This window comes from Chromohalobacter sp. 48-RD10 (genome assembly GCF_029889785.1).
GTDB lineage: Bacteria > Pseudomonadota > Gammaproteobacteria > Pseudomonadales > Halomonadaceae > Chromohalobacter.
The window spans coordinates 12,692-30,383 of record NZ_JARANX010000007.1 but is presented as its reverse complement, the minus strand read 5'-3'; the positions used below and the strand labels follow the sequence as shown (position 1 = coordinate 30,383).

Annotated in this window: 16 protein-coding genes; 7 read left to right on the top strand and 9 right to left on the bottom strand. The window is 60.9% G+C overall.

The features are described from left to right. Nucleotides 1–23: 23 nt before the first annotated feature. From purB to OP496_RS09600, 5 genes are all read right to left on the bottom strand, one after another. The gene (purB, locus tag OP496_RS09620; RefSeq protein ID WP_280563407.1) at nt 24–1,388 is read right to left on the bottom strand and encodes an adenylosuccinate lyase; all 1,365 of its coding nucleotides are present in this window, start codon (nt 1,386–1,388) and stop codon (nt 24–26) included. A gap of 46 nt (nt 1,389–1,434) precedes the next feature. Beyond that, nucleotides 1,435–2,079 (bottom strand): high frequency lysogenization protein HflD, encoded by a 645-nt coding sequence (hflD, locus tag OP496_RS09615; protein WP_280563405.1) that lies wholly within the window; start codon nt 2,077–2,079, stop codon nt 1,435–1,437. Continuing rightward, nucleotides 2,076–3,230: a tRNA 2-thiouridine(34) synthase MnmA gene (mnmA, locus tag OP496_RS09610; RefSeq protein ID WP_280563404.1), complete on the bottom strand. Its 1,155-nt coding sequence runs from the start codon at nt 3,228–3,230 to the stop codon at nt 2,076–2,078. Before mnmA ends, hflD begins: the two co-directional genes overlap by 4 nt. A gap of 85 nt (nt 3,231–3,315) precedes the next feature. Next, nucleotides 3,316–3,765 (bottom strand): NUDIX hydrolase, encoded by a 450-nt coding sequence (locus OP496_RS09605; RefSeq protein WP_280563403.1) that lies wholly within the window; start codon nt 3,763–3,765, stop codon nt 3,316–3,318. Continuing rightward, a complete protein-coding gene (locus OP496_RS09600; protein ID WP_280563402.1) occupies nt 3,762–4,355 on the bottom strand; it encodes a pseudouridine synthase in 594 nt (197 codons plus the stop codon). Before OP496_RS09600 ends, OP496_RS09605 begins: the two co-directional genes overlap by 4 nt. A 285-nt stretch (nt 4,356–4,640) precedes the next feature. Between OP496_RS09600 and clpS the strand changes: the two genes are divergently transcribed. Both clpS and clpA read left to right on the top strand, forming a co-directional pair. Then, the gene (clpS, locus tag OP496_RS09595) at nt 4,641–4,976 is read left to right on the top strand and encodes an ATP-dependent Clp protease adapter ClpS (RefSeq protein ID WP_280563401.1); all 336 of its coding nucleotides are present in this window, start codon (nt 4,641–4,643) and stop codon (nt 4,974–4,976) included. A 111-nt stretch (nt 4,977–5,087) separates the two neighbouring features. After that, nucleotides 5,088–7,349 (top strand): ATP-dependent Clp protease ATP-binding subunit ClpA, encoded by a 2,262-nt coding sequence (gene clpA / locus OP496_RS09590; RefSeq protein WP_280563400.1) that lies wholly within the window; start codon nt 5,088–5,090, stop codon nt 7,347–7,349. A 119-nt stretch (nt 7,350–7,468) separates the two neighbouring features. Here clpA and infA read toward each other — a convergent pair whose 3' ends face one another. The 3 genes from infA to aat form a co-directional block, all read right to left on the bottom strand. Further along, nucleotides 7,469–7,687, bottom strand: a complete 219-nt coding sequence (gene infA, locus OP496_RS09585) for a translation initiation factor IF-1 (protein WP_011507732.1) — start codon at nt 7,685–7,687, stop codon at nt 7,469–7,471. Nucleotides 7,688–7,862: 175 nt separating this feature from the next. Continuing rightward, nucleotides 7,863–8,618, bottom strand: coding sequence for an arginyltransferase (locus tag OP496_RS09580; RefSeq protein ID WP_280563399.1), 756 nt, complete (start codon nt 8,616–8,618; stop codon nt 7,863–7,865). Continuing rightward, nucleotides 8,615–9,340, bottom strand: coding sequence for a leucyl/phenylalanyl-tRNA--protein transferase (gene aat, locus OP496_RS09575; protein WP_280563397.1), 726 nt, complete (start codon nt 9,338–9,340; stop codon nt 8,615–8,617). Before aat ends, OP496_RS09580 begins: the two co-directional genes overlap by 4 nt. 367 nt (nt 9,341–9,707) lie before the next feature. Between aat and OP496_RS09570 the strand changes: the two genes are divergently transcribed. The 3 genes from OP496_RS09570 (at nt 9,708) to OP496_RS09560 (ending at nt 14,048) form a co-directional block, all read left to right on the top strand. Beyond that, nucleotides 9,708–12,872, top strand: a complete 3,165-nt coding sequence (locus OP496_RS09570; RefSeq protein ID WP_280563536.1) for a DNA translocase FtsK — start codon at nt 9,708–9,710, stop codon at nt 12,870–12,872. A gap of 126 nt (nt 12,873–12,998) precedes the next feature. Beyond that, the gene (gene lolA, locus OP496_RS09565) at nt 12,999–13,631 is read left to right on the top strand and encodes an outer membrane lipoprotein chaperone LolA (RefSeq protein WP_280563396.1); all 633 of its coding nucleotides are present in this window, start codon (nt 12,999–13,001) and stop codon (nt 13,629–13,631) included. A 111-nt stretch (nt 13,632–13,742) separates the two neighbouring features. Then, a complete protein-coding gene (locus tag OP496_RS09560; RefSeq protein WP_280563395.1) occupies nt 13,743–14,048 on the top strand; it encodes an MTH1187 family thiamine-binding protein in 306 nt (101 codons plus the stop codon). Nucleotides 14,049–14,068: 20 nt separating this feature from the next. Here the strand turns inward: OP496_RS09560 and OP496_RS09555 are convergent, their stop codons facing one another. After that, a complete protein-coding gene (locus OP496_RS09555; RefSeq protein ID WP_280563394.1) occupies nt 14,069–14,977 on the bottom strand; it encodes a LysR family transcriptional regulator ArgP in 909 nt (302 codons plus the stop codon). A gap of 107 nt (nt 14,978–15,084) precedes the next feature. On the opposite strand from OP496_RS09555, the gene OP496_RS09550 reads away from it, so the two are divergent. Together OP496_RS09550 and OP496_RS09545 are read left to right on the top strand one after the other, a co-directional pair. Next, complete coding sequence (locus OP496_RS09550) at nt 15,085–15,696, top strand: LysE/ArgO family amino acid transporter (protein WP_280563393.1); 612 nt, start codon at nt 15,085–15,087, stop codon at nt 15,694–15,696. A 125-nt stretch (nt 15,697–15,821) separates the two neighbouring features. After that, entirely contained in the window at nt 15,822–17,633 is a 1,812-nt protein-coding gene (locus OP496_RS09545) for an acyl-CoA dehydrogenase C-terminal domain-containing protein (RefSeq protein ID WP_280563392.1), read from the top strand. Nucleotides 17,634–17,692 lie beyond the last annotated feature (59 nt).

Sequence of the window (17,692 nt, the reverse complement as noted above, 5' to 3'; positions counted from 1 at the left end):
TTGATGGTGCGAACTCTTCCAGCTTACAGCGCGCGCGCTTGTTCGGCGGCATTGCCGATGTAGGCAGCCGGCGTCAGCGTCTTGAGTTCGGTCTTGACGTCGTCGGGCAGTTCCAGAGAATCAATGAAGGCTGCGAATCCTGCTTGGTCGACCCGCTTGCCGCGCGTCAGAGTCTTGAGCTTTTCATAGGGCTTTTCGATCCCGTAGCGGCGCATCACTGTCTGGATCGGCTCGGCGAGGACTTCCCAGTTCTGGTCGAGGTCCTCGTCGAGGCGGGCCGGATTGGCTTCCAGCTTGCCGACGCCCTTGAGCGTGGCCTGATAGGCGATCAGCGCGTACGCTAGCCCCACGCCGAGATTGCGCAGTACCGTGGAATCGGTCAGGTCGCGCTGCCAGCGTGAAATCGGTAGCTTCTCGGCGAGATGGCTGAGCAGGGCGTTGGAGAGCCCGAGATTACCCTCGGAGTTCTCGAAATCGATAGGGTTGACCTTGTGCGGCATGGTCGAGGATCCGATCTCGCCTTCGACGGTCTTCTGCTTGAAGTAACCCAGCGAGATATAGCCCCAGACGTCGCGGTCGAAGTCGATCAAGATGGTGTTGAAACGTGCGATGGCGTCGAACAGCTCGGCGATGTAGTCGTGCGGTTCGATCTGCGTGGTGTAGGGGTTGAAACTCAGCCCCAGCCCTTCGACGAAGGTGCGGGCGTTGGCTGCCCAGTCGATTTCTGGATAGGTGGTGAAGTGAGCATTGTAGTTGCCTACCGCACCGTTGATCTTGCCAAGGATCTCGGTGGTTTCGATCTGCTTGAGCTGGCGACGCAGACGATATGCCACGTTAGCCATTTCTTTGCCCAGGGTGGTGGGGCTGGCGGTCTGGCCATGGGTGCGCGAGAGCATGGGCTGCTCAGCGTGCTCATGAGCCAGACGTTCGACGGCGGTAACGATCTCGCGCAGCGTGGGCAACAAGGTGTCGAGGCCACCGCGAAGCATCACGCCGTGGGACAGGTTGTTGATGTCCTCGCTGGTGCAGGCGAAATGGATGAACTCGGTGATCGCATGCAGTTCCGGGAAGTCGGCGACCTGTTCCTTCAGGAAGTACTCCACCGCCTTGACGTCATGATTGGTGGTGCGCTCGACCTCCTTGATGCGCTCGGCGTCGGCGACCGAGAACTCACTTACCAGTTGGCCGAGAAAGGCCGTGGCCTGTGCCGATAGCGGGGGCACCTCGGCAATCTGTGGGTGCGCGGCGAGGCGCTCCAACCAGCGGACTTCGACGGTCACGCGGGCACGAATCAAGCCGTACTCGCTGAAATGCTCGCGCAGGGCTGCAGCCTTGGCACCATAGCGACCATCGACGGGGGATAGGGCAGTGAGAGCGGAAAGTTCCATGGATGTCGTCTTCCGGGTCGTGGATCGAATCGCGCGGCGAGGACCGTCAGCGGTCGTCGAGGGCATTGAGTGATTTCTTGATGGACTGACGCTGAAGCAGCAGCTTCCAGCGGCGGCCGCCTTGCTGGTGCCAAAGCAGGGCGAAGCGTACGCCCGTCAGCAAGGCGGTGCGCACGCGCTCGGGCATCATCCGGCTTTGCAGCAAGCTGGGGTCGCCTTGCACGACGATGCGGTAACGAAATGTGGAAATCGTGTCCTGGTAGAGCTGACCTAGGCTGGCAATCACGTTTTCGTGCGTCTCGCCGAAATGCTTGGCTTGGCCCTGAACGCGCCCCAGGCGCTCTCCCAGCGAGGCCAGCATGGCATCGTTCTTGCGCAGCTTCTGCATCAGTAGCACCAGCGAGAAGCCGTAGCGCATCACGGCGGGATCGTTGCGCTGGCGGTCCATCACCGCGCTGAGGGTATCAATGCCCAGACGCAGATTGTTGTGGTGGCCGCCGTAGATGGCCGCGAAGTTTTCCGGGTTGGTCTCCAGCGTGGCATGAATCAGTGTGTTCCAGGCGCGTTCGTCGCACTGTCCGGTACGGGCCATCTCGTCGACCACCGCGGCGGCCTGGAAGACGCCTGCCAGGGCCAGCGCCTGGCGGGCGACGGCGCTTTGTGGTGCGCTTTGGATCGGGGTGGGCGTCATGCGGCGTTGTCTCCTTGGCGCGCGTGTCGGTTCCATGTCTCGCGAATGACGCCGCCGCCCAGGCAGATATCATCCTCGTAGAGCACCAGCGACTGGCCCGGCGTGACCGCGCGCTGGGGATCGTCGAAGAATGCTTCGACACCGCCGTCCTCGAGCACGCGAACCTGACAGGCGACGTCCTGCTGGCGATAGCGGGTCTTGGCCTGGAGGCGTGCTTCCGGTGCCGGCGGTTGACCGGCGACCCACTCCATGGGCTCGGTGCCCAGGCTGTCGGTGTACAAAAGCGAATGGTGTTTGCCCTGCACGGCGACCAGGACATTGCGTTCTAGCTCCTTGGCAGCCACGTACCAGGGCGCGTCGGGATGGTTGGGCAGGCCACCGATGCCCAGGCCCTGGCGCTGGCCGAGAGTGTAATACATCAGTCCCATGTGCTCGCCGATGACCTCGCCCTCGGGCGTTTCGATCGTGCCGGGCTGTGCGGGCAGGTACTGCTTCAGGAAGTCGCTGAAGCGCCGCTCGCCGATGAAGCAGATGCCGGTGGAATCCTTCTTGCGTGCGGTGGCCAGGCCATGACGCTCAGCGATGGCGCGGACCTCGCTTTTCTCCATTTCTCCGACCGGGAAGAGCGTACGCGCGATGGCGTCTTCCGGCACGGCGTGCAGGAAGTAGCTCTGGTCCTTGTTGGCATCCAGGCCCTTGAGCAGGCGCACGCGACCGTCACGCTCGCCGTTGCGCACGTAATGTCCGGTAGCGATGCGTTCGGCACCGAGCATTTCGGCGTATTCGAGGAAAACCTTGAACTTGATCTCGCGGTTGCAAAGGATATCCGGATTGGGCGTCCGGCCGGCCTTGTACTCAGCGAGGAAATGTTCGAAGACGTTATCCCAGTACTCGGCGGCGAAGTTCGCGGTATGCAGCCGCATGCCGAGCTTGTCGCACACGGCCTGGGCATCGGCAAGATCGTCCTTGGCGGTGCAGTACTCGGTGCCATCGTCCTCGTCCCAGTTCTTCATGAACAGGCCTTCGACCTCGTAGCCCTGCTCCAGCAGGACGAGGGCGGTCACGGACGAATCGACACCGCCCGACATGCCGACGATGACTTTGCACGCGGTAGCGGCCCCCGCGGTGGAGGATTCCGTGGCGTGAGACATGGTCACTCTCGAATGGGTTGAGGATGGATTGATGTTCGGGACGATATTATACCTGAAACCGGCTTCGTGCTTCGAGCTTGAGCCATCAGCGCTCGTGAATCACATCGAGCGAAAACTGGCGTCCGGCGATGGCGTCACGTATGCGCTTGAGCACCAGTGGGCTGCGCAGGCGATGCGCGTGCTCCAGCGCCTCGATTTCGTCGAGTGTGAGCCAATGCGCGGCGATGATGCTACTGTCCAGCTCATTGCCCAGATGCGCCAGGGGAATGCCCACGAAGGCGTGACTGTGAAACGTCAATTCATCAGGGGCGGTATACACATAAAGCCCCAGGTAGCCGGTCAACGTGATGTGCCAGGCGGCTTCCTCGCGAGTTTCGCGTTCGGCGGCCTGGGTCAGGCGCTCGCCGGGTTCGAGATGGCCGGCGGGCTGGTTGAAGAGGCTGAACGGGCCGCCCTTGTCCTCCTCGACGAGTAGATAACGGCCGGCGCGTTCGACGACGCTGGCAACAGTGACGTGGGGCGTCCAGCGGCTCATCGACGGCTCCGGTGGCGCTTGGCTGGTGTAGAGGCCTTGCTGCGCGGAGCATGCAGTGTCTCCTTGCGCCAGGCGCCAGGCGCCATATCGTCGAGGCGCCAGGGGCCGATGGCGACGCGGATCAGGCGCAGCGTGGGGTGGCCGACATGTGCCGTCATGCGGCGTACCTGCCGGTTTCGGCCTTCGCCGAGGACGATCTCAAGCCAGGCGGTGGGAATGGCCTCGCGTTGGCGTATCGGCGGCTGGCGTGGCGCGATATCGGGCGCCTCGAGGCGCCGCACCTGGGCGGGTCGCGTCGGGCCATCTTTCAGTGTGACGCCGCTGCGCAGCGCATTTAGGGCCGTTTCCCCGGGAGCACCTTCGACCTGCACCCAGTAGGTTTTGGGCTGCTTGTGGCGCGGATGACTGATGCGGTGGGCCAGGGCACCGTCGTCGGTCAGCAGAAGCAGGCCCTCCGAGTCGTAATCGAGACGTCCGGCAGGGTATACCTCGGGGACGTCGATGACGTTGGCGAGCGTTGCCCTGCCTTGCGTATCGGTAAACTGCGAGAGCATTTGATAGGGTTTATGCAGCAGGTAAAGCGAACTCATGGGCGGTCTCGGACCTTTCGACAAGCAACGGCTAGGGTAAAGCCTACTCCGCACTCGGGGCGCGATGCCATACTTGCTTTTGTCAGGAGCAGGCTTTTTCATGGCGCCTACCTTGCATCCATGCCCAGCCGGCCGCACATTGAAGAAACCGGAGATAGGCGGCGGTGTTGGCCTTGGCGCGCTTCGTCTTGCCTGTCCGGCGCGCACTCACGGACATTTCCATCTATGTTTGAATCAGAAAGCCCATTCGTATCTCGAGCGCCTGACGCGGCGGTCATCCTTGGCATGACGCGACCGCCTGGCGAGGATCCCCAAGAAGACCCGGAGGGCGATGTATCGGTCCAGTCGGCGGACCCGGAGCTGGCCAAGCCGCCGATGTACAAGGTCGTGCTGCACAACGATGACTTCACTCCCATGGAGTTCGTCGTCGAGGTGTTGCAAACCTTCTTTGCGTTGGAGCGGGAGAAAGCCGTGCAGATCATGCTTGTCGTGCATACCCATGGCAAGGCGACCTGTGGCATCTTCACCCGTGATATCGCGGAAACCAAATGTCACCAAGTCAACGAGTACGCACGCGAATGCCAGCATCCGTTACTGTGCGATATCGACGAGGCGGACTGAGACGGCACTACTGCGTTAAATCGTGGTCCAAGGTAGCACTTGCATAACCTCTGTTTGTGCCCGATTGTGAAAGTGCCGACAGACGCCATAGGCGGCCAAGAGGGGATTGCCATGTTGAGCAAAGAACTTGAACTCACCCTGAACACGGCCTTCACCGTGGCGCGCTCCAAGCGCCATGAGTTCATGACCGTGGAACATCTGCTGCTGGCGTTGTTGGACAATGCCTCCGCAGCCGATGTGTTGCGAGCCTGCGGCGCCAACCTTGAAAAGCTGCGCGCCGATCTACAGGATTTCATCAATTCAACCACCCCCTTGATCCCCAACGATCAGGAAGATCGTGAGACGCAGCCTACGCTGGGCTTCCAGCGTGTGTTACAGCGCGCCGTCTTCCATGTGCAATCCTCGGGGAAATCGGAAGTCACGGGGGCCAACGTCCTGGTCGCGATTTTCTCAGAGCAGGAAAGCCAGGCTGTCTACTTCCTCAAGCAACAGAATGTTGCGCGCGTCGATGCAGTGAATTATATCGCGCATGGCATTTCCAAGGTTGCCGGACATGGTCAGTCTCCCTCCTCGCATGAAAGTGAAGATGCCGAAGAGGGTGTGTCGGAGGGTAGCACTCATCCGTTGACGGGCTATGCCACCAACCTCAACGAACAAGCGCGCCTGGGCAAGATCGATCCGTTGATCGGTCGCGACCGTGAGCTGGAGCGCGTGATTCAGATCCTCGCGCGGCGGCGCAAGAACAATCCGTTGCTGGTGGGCGAGGCAGGTGTCGGCAAGACCGCCATCGCTGAAGGTCTGGCCAAGCGAATCGTCGAGGAAGATGTTCCCGATGTGATCAGCGATGGTGTCGTCTACTCGCTGGACATGGGTACCTTGCTGGCCGGTACCAAGTATCGGGGTGACTTCGAGAAGCGGCTCAAGGGGCTGTTGGCTGAGTTGCGCAAACAGCCTAACTCGATCTTGTTCATTGACGAGATCCATACCGTGATCGGTGCCGGCGCAGCATCGGGCGGCGTCATGGATGCTTCCAACCTGCTCAAGCCGCTGCTGTCCTCGGGTGAGCTGCGCTGTATCGGCTCGACAACCTTTCAGGAATATCGTGGCATCTTCGAAAAGGATCGTGCCCTGGCGCGGCGTTTCCAGAAAGTCGACGTGCCCGAGCCGACGGTTGACGACACCATCCGCATCCTCCAAGGGCTGCGTGGGCGCTTTGAGGAGCATCACGCGCTCAAGTACACCGATGGCGCGCTGGACAGCGCGGTACGTCTGGCGGATCGTTATATCAACGAGCGTTTCCTGCCGGATAAAGCCATTGATGTGATCGACGAGGCGGGGGCGCATCAGCGGTTGTTGCCGCCGGAAATGCGCGTCTCGACCATTGATGTCGATCAGGTCGAGGCAGTGGTCGCGTCCATTGCGCGGATTCCGCCGAAGAGCGTTTCCAGCTCGGACCGCACGCTGCTGTCGAACCTAGAGCGCGATCTCAAGATGCTGGTATTTGGCCAGGATGAAGCCATTACCAGCCTCTCGGCAGCGATCAAGCTATCGCGTGCGGGCCTGAAATCGCCCGACAAGCCAGTCGGCAGCTTCCTGTTCTCGGGGCCGACCGGGGTCGGCAAGACTGAGGTGGCGCGCCAGCTGTCGCAATTGATGGGTATCGAGCTGGTGCGCTTCGACATGTCCGAGTACATGGAGCGCCACACGGTGTCGCGTCTGATCGGCGCACCGCCTGGCTATGTGGGATACGACCAAGGCGGCTTGCTGACCGAGGCGATCACCAAACAGCCACATTGCGTGCTGTTGCTCGACGAGATCGAAAAGGCGCATCCCGAGGTCTTCAACCTGCTGCTGCAGGTCATGGATCATGGCCGTCTGACGGACAACAACGGTCGTGAGGCCGATTTCCGCCATGTGATCGTGATCATGACCTCGAATGCCGGGGCCGAGCAGATTGCGCGTCGCTCCATCGGCTTCCAGACTCAGGATCACTCTTCGGATGCCATGGAGGTGCTGCGCAATACCTTCTCGCCTGAATTCCGCAATCGCCTGGATGGCATCATCCAATTCCAAGGCCTGGCACCCTCGGTGGTGCGCAACGTGGTCGACAAGTTCCTGGTCGAACTACAGGCGCAACTCGACGAGAAACGCGTTCAGTTGGATGTCGACGAATCGGCGCGAGCCTGGCTTGCCGAGGAGGGCTACGATCCGGAAATGGGGGCGCGTCCGATGGCGCGTGTCATCCAGGAGAAGCTCAAGAAGCCGCTTGCCGAGATGATTCTGTTCGGTGACCTTGCCGAGCATGGTGGCGTCGTATACGTCACCCTCGAGGAAGGCGAGCTACACCTGGAGACGGAGGCGGCCGTGGTCTGAGCGGCTGCTCAACTCACGCCCATAACGCCGCACGCTTCACGCCCTGTCGTCATGACGGGGCGTTTTCGTGGGCGCAGTAGCAAGCCAATAGCGCAGCGCGAGTGCGCCGTGGTGGTCGCTCAGCGGGCGCGGTAGACGATGCGACCCTTGGAAAGATCGTACGGAGTCAGCTCGACCTTGACCTTGTCGCCGGTCAGAATGCGGATGTAGTTCTTGCGCATCTTGCCGGAGATGTGGGCCGTCACGACGTGTCCGTTTTCCAGTTCGACTCTGAACATGGTGTTGGGAAGGGTATCGACCACGACACCTTCCATTTCAATATGGTCTTCACGTGCCATATTAGGCATTTCCTCGTATTGCGTTGAAAGCTTCTTCGAAAGTGCGCCACGGTTTGCGTTGCCGTTGCCAGCGCTAATTACCGACCGTGGCAAGCATCGGTTTTGAAGATAGCCCGATATTCTGCCGCATGCCGAGGGTTAAGGCAAAAATCATGTGCATGATGTTGCGTTATCGTCATGACAAGGGGGTAGCGGCTAGAGGGATTCGACGCCTCCAATATCGGCCATCGAGGTATTCTAGAGGCTGAAAATCCTGTTTGTAGCGCATCTTGCGACACTGACGAATCCAGTAGCCGAGGTAGACGTGGGGCAGCCCGAGTCCGCGAGCCAGCTCGATCTGATGGAGAATCGAATAGGTGCCGAGAGAGCGGCGCTCGAATTCCAAGCCCGGGTCGAAGAAGGTGTAAATGGCCGACACGCCATGGCTCAGCAGGTCCGTCGCCGCGACGGCAAGCAGTTGGCCTTCCAGACGAAATTCGATCAAGCGTGCGTAGGGGTGATCCAGAGTCAGGAAGGTACGGTATTGTTCGTGGCTGGGCGGGAACATGTCGCCGTCGGCGTGGCGGGTGCGAATGTAACGTGCGTAAAGCGCATAATGTTCTTCGTGAAAAGCCGCTGGTCGTATGTGTGTTTCGAGATCGGCATTGCGCGACATCAGCTTGCGCTGCGTGCGAGAAGCCGCGAAGTCTTGCACCGGGATACGCACCGAAATGCAAGCCCGGCACCCCTCGCAGTGCGGGCGATAGAGATGTCGGCCACTGCGCCGAAAGCCTAGCAACGACAGCGCGTCGTAGACGCCTTGACCGGGCTGTTCCTGAGGGTCCAGAAATAGCGTGGTCGCCTCGCGGTCCGGTAGATAGCTGCATCCATGCGGAACCGTAAGGAAGAAACGCAGATCTCGCGTGAGTTGGGACGGCGTGTTGCTGCTCACGTTGGTTTTGGCTCTTCGACGGGGAAATGGTCGAGCGTCGAGGAAGACCACAGCATCGGTGATCCGTGACCCTCCGCATACTGGTCAAGATAGTCGATGAACGTTGAACGGGCGATGCGGCGTGCGCCAAGACTGGCCAGATGAGGCGTATGCACCTGGCAATCGATCAGCCGACCGCCGTGTGCCGCCAGATGCCGGGCAAGATGCACCAGCGCCACTTTCGACGCATCGGCGACGCGACTGAACATCGATTCGCCGAAGAACACGCCGCCCAGACCGATGCCGTAGAGCCCACCGACCAGCTTGCCATCGCGCCATACCTCCACTGAATGGGCAACGCCTTCGGCATGTAAGCGGCAGTAGGCATGACGCATCTCCGGGGTGATCCAGGTGCCTGCGTAGTCTTCACGGGGGGTTGCGCAGGCGTCGATGACAGCGCTGAAAGCGTGATCGAAGGTTACCGTAAAGCCGGCGTTGCGTAGGCGCTTGGCGAGGCTGCGGCGCACGTGGATCTCGTCGGGGAACAACACCAAGCGCGGATCGGGACTCCACCACAGGATGGGTTCACCTGGTGCGAACCATGGAAATATGCCGCGCCGATAGGCGCAGCACAGCCAGTCCGGCGAAAGCTCGCCACCTGCGGCAAGCAGCCCGTCGGGCTCGCGTAACGCTTGTTCGACGGGCGGGAATCCGACCCGGTTGGGAGGTAGCCAAGGCAACATGGGCACGCGTCTCTGCTGATATCGTTCAAGAGGGAGTTTCAGCGTACGCCAGGTGCGGCATCGATAACTACCCGCTTCGCCTCCCGGCCGCGTGGCGTCGCCCTTCCGCGACAACGAGAGGTATGGCTTTTCCCCTGTGACGCAGCGCATGGGGTGGGTATGATGGCAAACCAGAAAAGCCCATTGGATGAGATGCGAGCCGTTCTCTCGCACGTGGACGACAGGGACGGCACGCGTCGGGCAGTGTCGGCAATATTAGTATCGCCATACGTGGCGCAAGGGGGATGGCCACTTGAGTGTCAATGGAAAACGCAATGAGCGCGGACAAACGGCGTCTCAGGCCAAGGAGCAGGCACGTCGAGTCGTGATGCATTTGCAGGGGGTGACGCGCGAGGGCGCGGCCATCGTGCTGCTGGCTATCTGTGTCTTTCTCCTGTTGTCGCTTTTCAGTTATGTGCCTGGTGACCCGGGCTGGTCACACAGTGGCCCCGATCAAACGATCAATAACTGGATGGGCCCCGTCGGGGCGTGGTTGTCGGATGTGCTGTATTCGCTATTCGGTGCCAGCGCCCTGTGGTGGCCGGGCATGTTCGGTTTTGCAGCCTGGCGGATGCTGCGCGCGCGGGAAGTGAACATTGCCTGGGACCCGACGGCGCTTTCGGTACGTACTAGTGGCCTGGTGCTGCTTCTGCTGAGCACGACCACTCTGGGGACGCTGCATTTCTATCATCCCGACAGCGAGCTGCCTTACGCGGCGGGTGGTATTCTCGGCGAAGGGCTGGTCGGTGCGTTACAGCCGCTGCTTAATGTGCAAGGCACTACACTGGTATCGCTGGTCGCCTTCATGTGCGGCTTTACCCTGTTTACCGGCATGACCTGGCTGGCGGTCATGGATGAACTGGGGCGTGGCATGTATCGCCTGCTGGCGTGGAGCATTGCCAAGTGGCGCGGCAGTCGGCAGCGTCTAGCCCAGCGGCGCGATACCTACGGCGATGACGACATGGACACCGCCGAGGCTGAGGCGGCACCGGAGGAGGATGAGGCGCCGGCGGATGAGGTGAAACGCCCCTCATGGTGGCAACGCTGGCGGGCATCAAGGCGTACTTCTCAACTGGCGAGTGCGACCGCGGAGCCATCGTATGCGACGGGCAGTGAACGCCGTGTGGAGCCGTCCTTAGAAACTACCGAGCCCACGCTCGAAACCTCGGCATGGCGCAATGACGGCAAGACCGATATCCCTTGGGATGTCCCCGAGCACACGCCCTCTGCCAAGCGCCCGGAAGCCGCCTATACGGCTCGCCAACGTGCCGATGACGAGCGCGGCGGCTCCGCCATCGCCGACGCGCCAGAGCCCCATGCGACCACTTCTTCAGCGCCGCATGACCAGGCTCGCAACGAGCGTGACGAGAGCGAGGAGCCTCGCTCCACGCAGCATGCGTCCGAGGAGCCCGATGTGTCGTCTCAAGCGGATGCGGATCCCGAAGCCCCGATGCGGGCTGACGTCACTCGTCGTCGCATCCCCGAGTCCATTCCGGAGCCGCTGACGGCCGACGATGACGACGACGTATCGCTCGGTGAGTGGGGTATCCAGGCACGCCGCGACGATGACGGCGTTGAGGCGGCAACGCCTCACTCATCTCCCGAGCGCGAGACGAATGTCACTTCATCGCCGTCTGCTGAAGACTCCAGATCGTCGCAGGCGTCCCCCTCTCAAGAAGAGTCGGCGCAAACGCGTTCCCGCATCAGTTGGGACGACGCCTCGGAGGACAGCTCATCCGTCGCGTCGCCAGCCTCTTCTCCAGCGGCTTCCGACGCCGAATCCGATGCCCTTGAAGACGAGTCATCGGCCACGCCGCAGGCATCCGTGCGTGGTGAGGTGGAAAAGGCGCCAGGGGAAACGGCTGACGTGGGCGCTTCCGAACCATCGAGGCGCGAGCCGAAAGGCGATGACGAGGCCCCAGCGTTGTGGACGGTGGAGCATCTGCAGAACCAGCGTCCCGAGGCCGTTCCATCGACCGAACCTGAAGGGGCATTGCCCACGTTGCGGCTGTTGACGCCCACCGGTGAGCAAAAGCCCAACTATACCGATGAGCAATTGGCTGACATGGCCGAGCTTCTGGAGACTCGGTTACGTGAATACGGTGTCAAGGCCGAAGTCGTCGATACCTGGCCGGGTCCGGTCATTACCCGCTTCGAGATTAAGCCCGCCGCCGGGGTCAAGGTCTCCAAGATCAGCAATCTGTCGAAGGATCTGGCGCGTTCGCTGATGGTCAAGAGCGTGCGTGTGGTGGAGATCATCCCTGGGCGGCCTACGGTGGGGATCGAAATCCCCAACCCCCACCGTGCCATGATCCGGCTGCGCGAAGTGCTCGATTCGGATGTCTATCAGCAGGCCGAATCGCCGCTCACCATGGGGCTGGGGCAGGATATCGGCGGCAATCCGGTGGTCGCTAACCTCGACAAGATGCCACATCTGTTGGTGGCCGGCACCACGGGGTCGGGCAAGTCGGTGGGCGTCAATACCATGCTCATCTCGATGTTGCTCAAGACGACGCCAGATGAAGTGCGCATGATCATGGTCGACCCCAAGATGCTGGAGCTGTCGGTTTATGACGGCATCCCGCACTTGCTGGCCCCGGTGGTCACCGACATGAAGGAGGCCGCCAATGCGTTGCGCTGGTGCGTGGCGGAAATGGAGCGACGCTACAAGCTGATGGCAGCGATGGGAGTGCGCAATCTGGAGGGCTTCAACGCCAAGCTCGACGAGGCCGAGCGCCATGGAGCGCAGGTTGCCGATCCGCTATGGGAGCCGCAGCCGTGGGAAATGCATCAGCAGCCTCCGGTACTCGAGAAGTTGCCATACATTGTGGTCGTGATCGACGAATTTGCTGATATGTTCATGATCGTCGGCAAGAAGGTCGAAGAGCTGATTGCGCGCCTGGCGCAAAAGGCCCGCGCGGCGGGGATCCATTTGATCCTTGCCACTCAGCGACCCTCGGTCGACGTGGTCACTGGTCTGATCAAGGCGAATATCCCTACGCGTATGGCGTTTCAGGTGTCCTCCAAGGTCGATTCGCGCACCATCCTCGACCAGGGCGGAGCGGAGAACCTGCTTGGCCATGGTGACATGCTTTACCTGCCAGCTGGTGCTGGCATGCCGACGCGTGTGCACGGCGCCTTCGTCGACGACGATGAAGTCCATCGTATCGTCGAGGACTGGAAACGGCGCGGCGAGCCTGAATACGTCGATGAAATTCTCTCGGGAGGTGTTTCGGCCGATGCCTTGGCGGGGCTTGAGTCGGAAGGTGCTGAAAGCAACGACCCCGAGCGGGACGCGCTCTACGATGAAGCCGTGCAATTCGTCACTGAGTCACGTCGTGCCTCGATCTCGGCGGTACAGCGTCGTTTCAAGATCGGCTACAACCGGGCTGCGCGCCTGGTCGAGTCCATGGAATCGGCGGGTGTCGTGTCGCCGATGGGCACCAACGGCGCCCGCGAAGTACTGGCATCGCCGCCCGCCCCCGATCATTGAGCGCGCAAGCGCTCCTCGAGGCCGGTAAAAAGTGCAAAGACGGTGGACGTCGCCTGGTGCAGCGCAACTTTTCGCCCGAGATGGCGTCACACCGTGTAATGCAGGATGAGTAAACAAGGAGTGGTAATGAGAATATTCAAGCTGGCCTTGGTTCTGGGCGCGGTCCTCGCGTTGCCGAGTATGGCGCAAGCGCAAGCGGATGGTGTGGAGCGTTTGACGAATCTGTTGGAGCCGCTGGAAAGCTACTCGGCGGATTTCGAGCAGCAGATCCTCGATGGTAGCGGCCAGCGCCTGCAGAAGGTAGAAGGCCATATGTGGTTATCCCGCCCCGGCAAATTTCACTGGGAAGTCGACGCGCCGTACCAGCAGGTTGTGGTCTCTGATGGCGACAAGGTGTATCTCTACGACCCCGACCTGCAACAGGTCAGCATTCGCCCGCTCGACACGCGGGTGACGCACACGCCAGCGTTGTTGCTCTCGGGAAGCGCCGAGGCCCTGACCGAAAACTATGAAGTAACAAGCCGCCAAGAATCCGGTCTCGAAACCTTCACGCTCATACCCAACTCGCCCGACACGTTGTTCGAGAGTCTCGAACTTACCTTCGAGGATGACCGCCTGGAGGGATTGGAGATGGAAGACAGCACCGGACAGCGTACCGCGATCAACTTCGATGATATCGACGTCAACGACGACATTTCGGCATCGCGTTTCGAATTCGAGATTCCCGACGGGGCGGACGTCATCCGCGAAGGCGGTTGATCGGCGCCGTCTACTGACACGCCAGGTCCCCGTGGCCTGGCGTTTTGCGTTTCATAGCGTGCTTGCCGATATGATTGAGGCAAGCGAGCGTCAAGACGAGGAGGGAGTGTTATGCATGTCATCGTCGATCTATGCGTTGTGCCGCTGGGGGTGGGCGTTTCGGTGGGGGAACACGTCGCGGCCTGTCAGCGCGTCCTCGAGGCCTCGGGTCTCGAGTACCGCATGCATGCCTATGGCACCAATATCGAGGGCCCGTGGGACGACGTCATGGCGGTGGTCAAGGCGTGTCATCAACGCGTGCACGAAATGGGTGCGCCACGCATTACCACGACGTTGAAGGTGGGCACGCGCACCGATCGCGAGCAACACATGGATGACAAGGTGGCCAGCGTCGAGCAGCACCTGCAGTCGCCTTGATTTGGGGCTATGAGACGCGTCTAGAATAGAGATTGAGACTGTGGTGAGGGTGGCATGAGCCAAGCGCTGCTCATATCGAGCAGGTGGGTGGTCAAGGCATCCAGCGTGTCGCCGCCGTGACGCCAGTGATGCCAGTACAACGGCACATCGATGTAGCTGTCCGCGTCGAGATCGACCAGACGCCCCTCGCGTAGTTCGCGCTCCACCTGCCGCTCGGGAATCAATCCGTAGCCCATGCCGGCCAGGGCCAGATGCACGAAGCCCTCCGAGGACGGGCATAGATGGTGAGGAAATGATTCCTTATAGCCCCGCATCTCCAGATAACGATGTTGAAGGCGGTCATCGGGACCAAACACGATGGCCGGCGCTTTACGCAGGGCATCGTGCGTCAGCCCTTCGCTAAAATGGCGTGACACGTAGCCGGGGCTGGCAATGGCACGGTAGCGCATGCTGCCCAGAGCGTGCGCGCGGGCACCCTGAATGGGGCGCGGTGTGGCGCAAATGCAGCCGGCGACCTCGCCATCGCGCATGCGCTTGAGCGCGACGTCCTGATCCTCGACGATCAAGTCCAGTAAAACGCCTTGGCGTCGACAAAAGTCGCCGGTGGTCGGCGACCACCAGGTGGCCAGGCTGTCGGCATTGATGGCCAGGCGCAGGCGTTGCTCGCGTTCCCCCAATGCTGGGATCTGGTCGAGCAGGTCATGCTCGAGAAGCCGAACCTGTTGCACATGATTGAGTAGCCGTCGACCCAGTGGTGTAGGGGCGAGCTTGGGCGCGCGTACCAGCACTGGTTGGCCGAGGCGCGCTTCGAGCAACTTGATGCGTTGCGAGACGGCCGACTGGGTAAGTCCTAGATGATGCGCACCGCGTTCGAATCCTCCTTGGTCGACCACGACGGCCAGTGCTTCGAGAAGTTTGTAATCGAGCATTAGTAAAAGTTATCACTCATTTTTCGAATTAATTTAACTTATTCACGTAGTCAAGCGTATTCTGCGTCACTTATCAATGTATCCCGGGTGAAAAGGAGGGAACGGATATGTGGGGCTCCTGGCTCAATGGTCTGTTCGTGGGGGCGGGTTTGATCATAGCCATCGGCGCGCAGAATGCCTTCGTACTTCAACGTGGGCTGATGAATGAATATCCCTGGTGGGTGGCGACCGTCTGTGCATTGTGCGACCTGATGCTGATCGGTGCAGGCGTACTGGGGCTGGGGGCCTTGCTGGCGTCGCATGCTGAGCTCATGCAAGTAGCGCGTTGGGGCGGAGTAGCATTCTTGTGCTGGCAGGCGTGGCAAGCCTGGCACCGTGTGCGTCGTCCTTCCTCGCTCAAGGCCGGTGGTGAGACGCGGCCTCGCCTGTGGAGTGTGTTGATGGCAACGCTGGCCGTGACCTTGCTCAATCCGCATGTGTATCTGGATACGGTGATCATGCTCGGCGCCATCGGTGCCCAACAGGCCGTGCCCGAAGCCTTCGTGGTCGGTGCGGCCATGGCGTCGTTGGGGTGGTTCTTCGGGCTCGTGGGTGGCGCGGGCTGGTTGGCCCCGCGTCTGGCCAACCCGCGTGTCTGGCAGGTCATCGAAGGCGGGATCTGCGCCATACTCTTGTTAGTGGCATGGCAACTGGCCATGGCGCCATTGGGAACTGCCTGAGCGTGCTGCCAAGGTCATCTCATGAAATTAAAACGAGCGCTTGACTTGATGTTGGGCGGCGCTTAATTTCAAACGAATGTTTGATGCCTTCGGGATACCTGCCCGTACCGTTCAGGAGCTTAAAGATGCCCAGCTATCAGGCGCCGCTACGCGATTTTCGTTTCGTGATGGACGAGGTTCTCGATTATCCCCGTCATTATGCCCAGTTGCCCCAGGCCGAAGAGATCACCCCAGATGTGGTGAGCGCGATTCTGGAAGAGGGTGCACGCTTTACACGCGAGGTGTTACTGCCGCTCAATCAGACTGGCGACGAGCAGGGCTGTCGACTCGAAGGTGGCGAGGTGTTGACGCCTTCCGGTTTCAAGGAGGCCTATGCCCAGTACGTGGAAGGTGGCTGGCCGAGTCTATCCGGCGATACGGCGTATCACGGTCAAGGGTTGCCGACGTCGCTCGGCATGATGCTCTCGGAGATGGTGTGTTCAACCAATCTGGCATGGGGCATGTATCCGGGGCTCTCCCAGGGCGCCGCTGATGCGCTTCGCCATCATGGTAGCGATGAGCAGAAAGCGCAGTATCTGACCAAGCTCAACGACGGCACCTGGACGGGCTCCATGTGTCTGACCGAACCGCAATGCGGCACCGACCTGGGTTTGATCAAGACCCGGGCACGTCCCGACGAGGCGGGTGGGTGTCTCATCACCGGGACCAAGATCTTCATCTCCGCGGGTGAGCATGACCTGGCCGAGAACATCGTGCACCTGGTCCTGGCCAAACTGCCCGATGCACCGGAGGGTACCAAGGGGATTTCCCTCTTCGTGGTACCCAAGTATCTGCCCGATGCCGAGGGCGAGATCGGTGAGCGCAATGCAGTGAGTTGCGGCGCCCTGGAACACAAGATGGGCATTCACGGCAACGCCACTTGCGTGATGAACTTCGATGGCGCGCGCGGCTATCTCGTCGGCGAACCTCACAAGGGGCTGACCTGCATGTTCACCATGATGAACGTGGCGCGTATCGGTGTCGGCATCCAGGGACTGGGGCTGATGGAGGTGAGCTTCCAGAATGCCTTGGCCTACGCCCGCGATCGCTTGCAGATGCGTGCACTGTCCGGCACTCGAGAAGCGGACAAGCCAGCCGATTCGATTATCTCGCATCCCGATGTACGCCGCATGTTGCTGACTCAAAAGGCGTTTACCGAGGGTGGCCGCATGCTGGTGCTGCATGCTGCGCAACTCGCGGATCGCATCGAATACGCGACCGACGCTACCGAGTGCGAAGCGGCTGAAACCGAGCTGGGATTGTTGACGCCCATCGTCAAGGCGTTCTTGACCGAGGTGGGGTTCGAGGCCACCAATGAGGGCGTGCAAGTTTTCGGGGGGCACGGCTACATCCGCGAATGGGGCATGGAACAGTACGTGCGCGACGCCCGCATAACGCGGCTTTACGAAGGCACCACGGGGATCCAGGCGCTGGATCTATTGGGGCGTAAGGTGTTGATGAGCCAAGGTGAGGCACTCAAATCCTTCACCAGGCAGATTCACAAGTTCTGCCAGGCTCACGAGGGCAATGACGCCATGGCGGAATTCGTCACGCCTCTGGCGAAGCTCAACGCCGAGTGGGGCGATCTGACCATGGCGGTAGGCATGAAGGCCATGCAGGATCGCGAAGAAGTGGGGGCCGCGAGTTTCGATTACCTGATGTATGCCGGCTACGTCACTCTGGCATTCTTCTGGGCCCGCGCGGCGCAGGCGGCGCATCAAGCCTTGTCCGGTAACCCCGACGATGCGGCGTTCTACCGTGCCAAGCTCGATACCGCTCGCTTCTATTATCAGCGTCTGTTGCCGCGTACCCGCGCGCATGCCGAGATGATACGTGCCGGTGGCGAGACGTTGATGTCCATGCAGGCTGAGGACTTCGAGCACGGTTTCGCCATTTGATCGTGGCCTCGGGCTCACATATCTGAATGATGCTTGGCGGACCGTTCGGGTTCGCCTTT

Excerpts from the sequence above, each read along its gene's own strand:
- purB (WP_280563407.1), bottom strand. The coding sequence starts at position 1,388 with ATGGAACTTTCCGCTCTCACTGCCCTATCCCCCGTCGATGGTCGCTAT.
- hflD (WP_280563405.1), bottom strand. The coding sequence starts at position 2,079 with ATGACGCCCACCCCGATCCAAAGCGCACCACAAAGCGCCGTCGCCCGC.
- mnmA (WP_280563404.1), bottom strand. The coding sequence starts at position 3,230 with ATGTCTCACGCCACGGAATCCTCCACCGCGGGGGCCGCTACCGCGTGC.
- OP496_RS09605 (WP_280563403.1), bottom strand. The coding sequence starts at position 3,765 with ATGAGCCGCTGGACGCCCCACGTCACTGTTGCCAGCGTCGTCGAACGC.
- OP496_RS09600 (WP_280563402.1), bottom strand. The coding sequence starts at position 4,355 with ATGAGTTCGCTTTACCTGCTGCATAAACCCTATCAAATGCTCTCGCAG.
- clpS (WP_280563401.1), top strand. The coding sequence starts at position 4,641 with ATGACGCGACCGCCTGGCGAGGATCCCCAAGAAGACCCGGAGGGCGAT.
- clpA (WP_280563400.1), top strand. The coding sequence starts at position 5,088 with ATGTTGAGCAAAGAACTTGAACTCACCCTGAACACGGCCTTCACCGTG.
- infA (WP_011507732.1), bottom strand. The coding sequence starts at position 7,687 with ATGGCACGTGAAGACCATATTGAAATGGAAGGTGTCGTGGTCGATACC.
- aat (WP_280563397.1), bottom strand. The coding sequence starts at position 9,340 with ATGTTGCCTTGGCTACCTCCCAACCGGGTCGGATTCCCGCCCGTCGAA.
- OP496_RS09570 (WP_280563536.1), top strand. The coding sequence starts at position 9,708 with ATGCATTTGCAGGGGGTGACGCGCGAGGGCGCGGCCATCGTGCTGCTG.
- lolA (WP_280563396.1), top strand. The coding sequence starts at position 12,999 with ATGAGAATATTCAAGCTGGCCTTGGTTCTGGGCGCGGTCCTCGCGTTG.
- OP496_RS09560 (WP_280563395.1), top strand. The coding sequence starts at position 13,743 with ATGCATGTCATCGTCGATCTATGCGTTGTGCCGCTGGGGGTGGGCGTT.
- OP496_RS09555 (WP_280563394.1), bottom strand. The coding sequence starts at position 14,977 with ATGCTCGATTACAAACTTCTCGAAGCACTGGCCGTCGTGGTCGACCAA.
- OP496_RS09550 (WP_280563393.1), top strand. The coding sequence starts at position 15,085 with ATGTGGGGCTCCTGGCTCAATGGTCTGTTCGTGGGGGCGGGTTTGATC.
- OP496_RS09545 (WP_280563392.1), top strand. The coding sequence starts at position 15,822 with ATGCCCAGCTATCAGGCGCCGCTACGCGATTTTCGTTTCGTGATGGAC.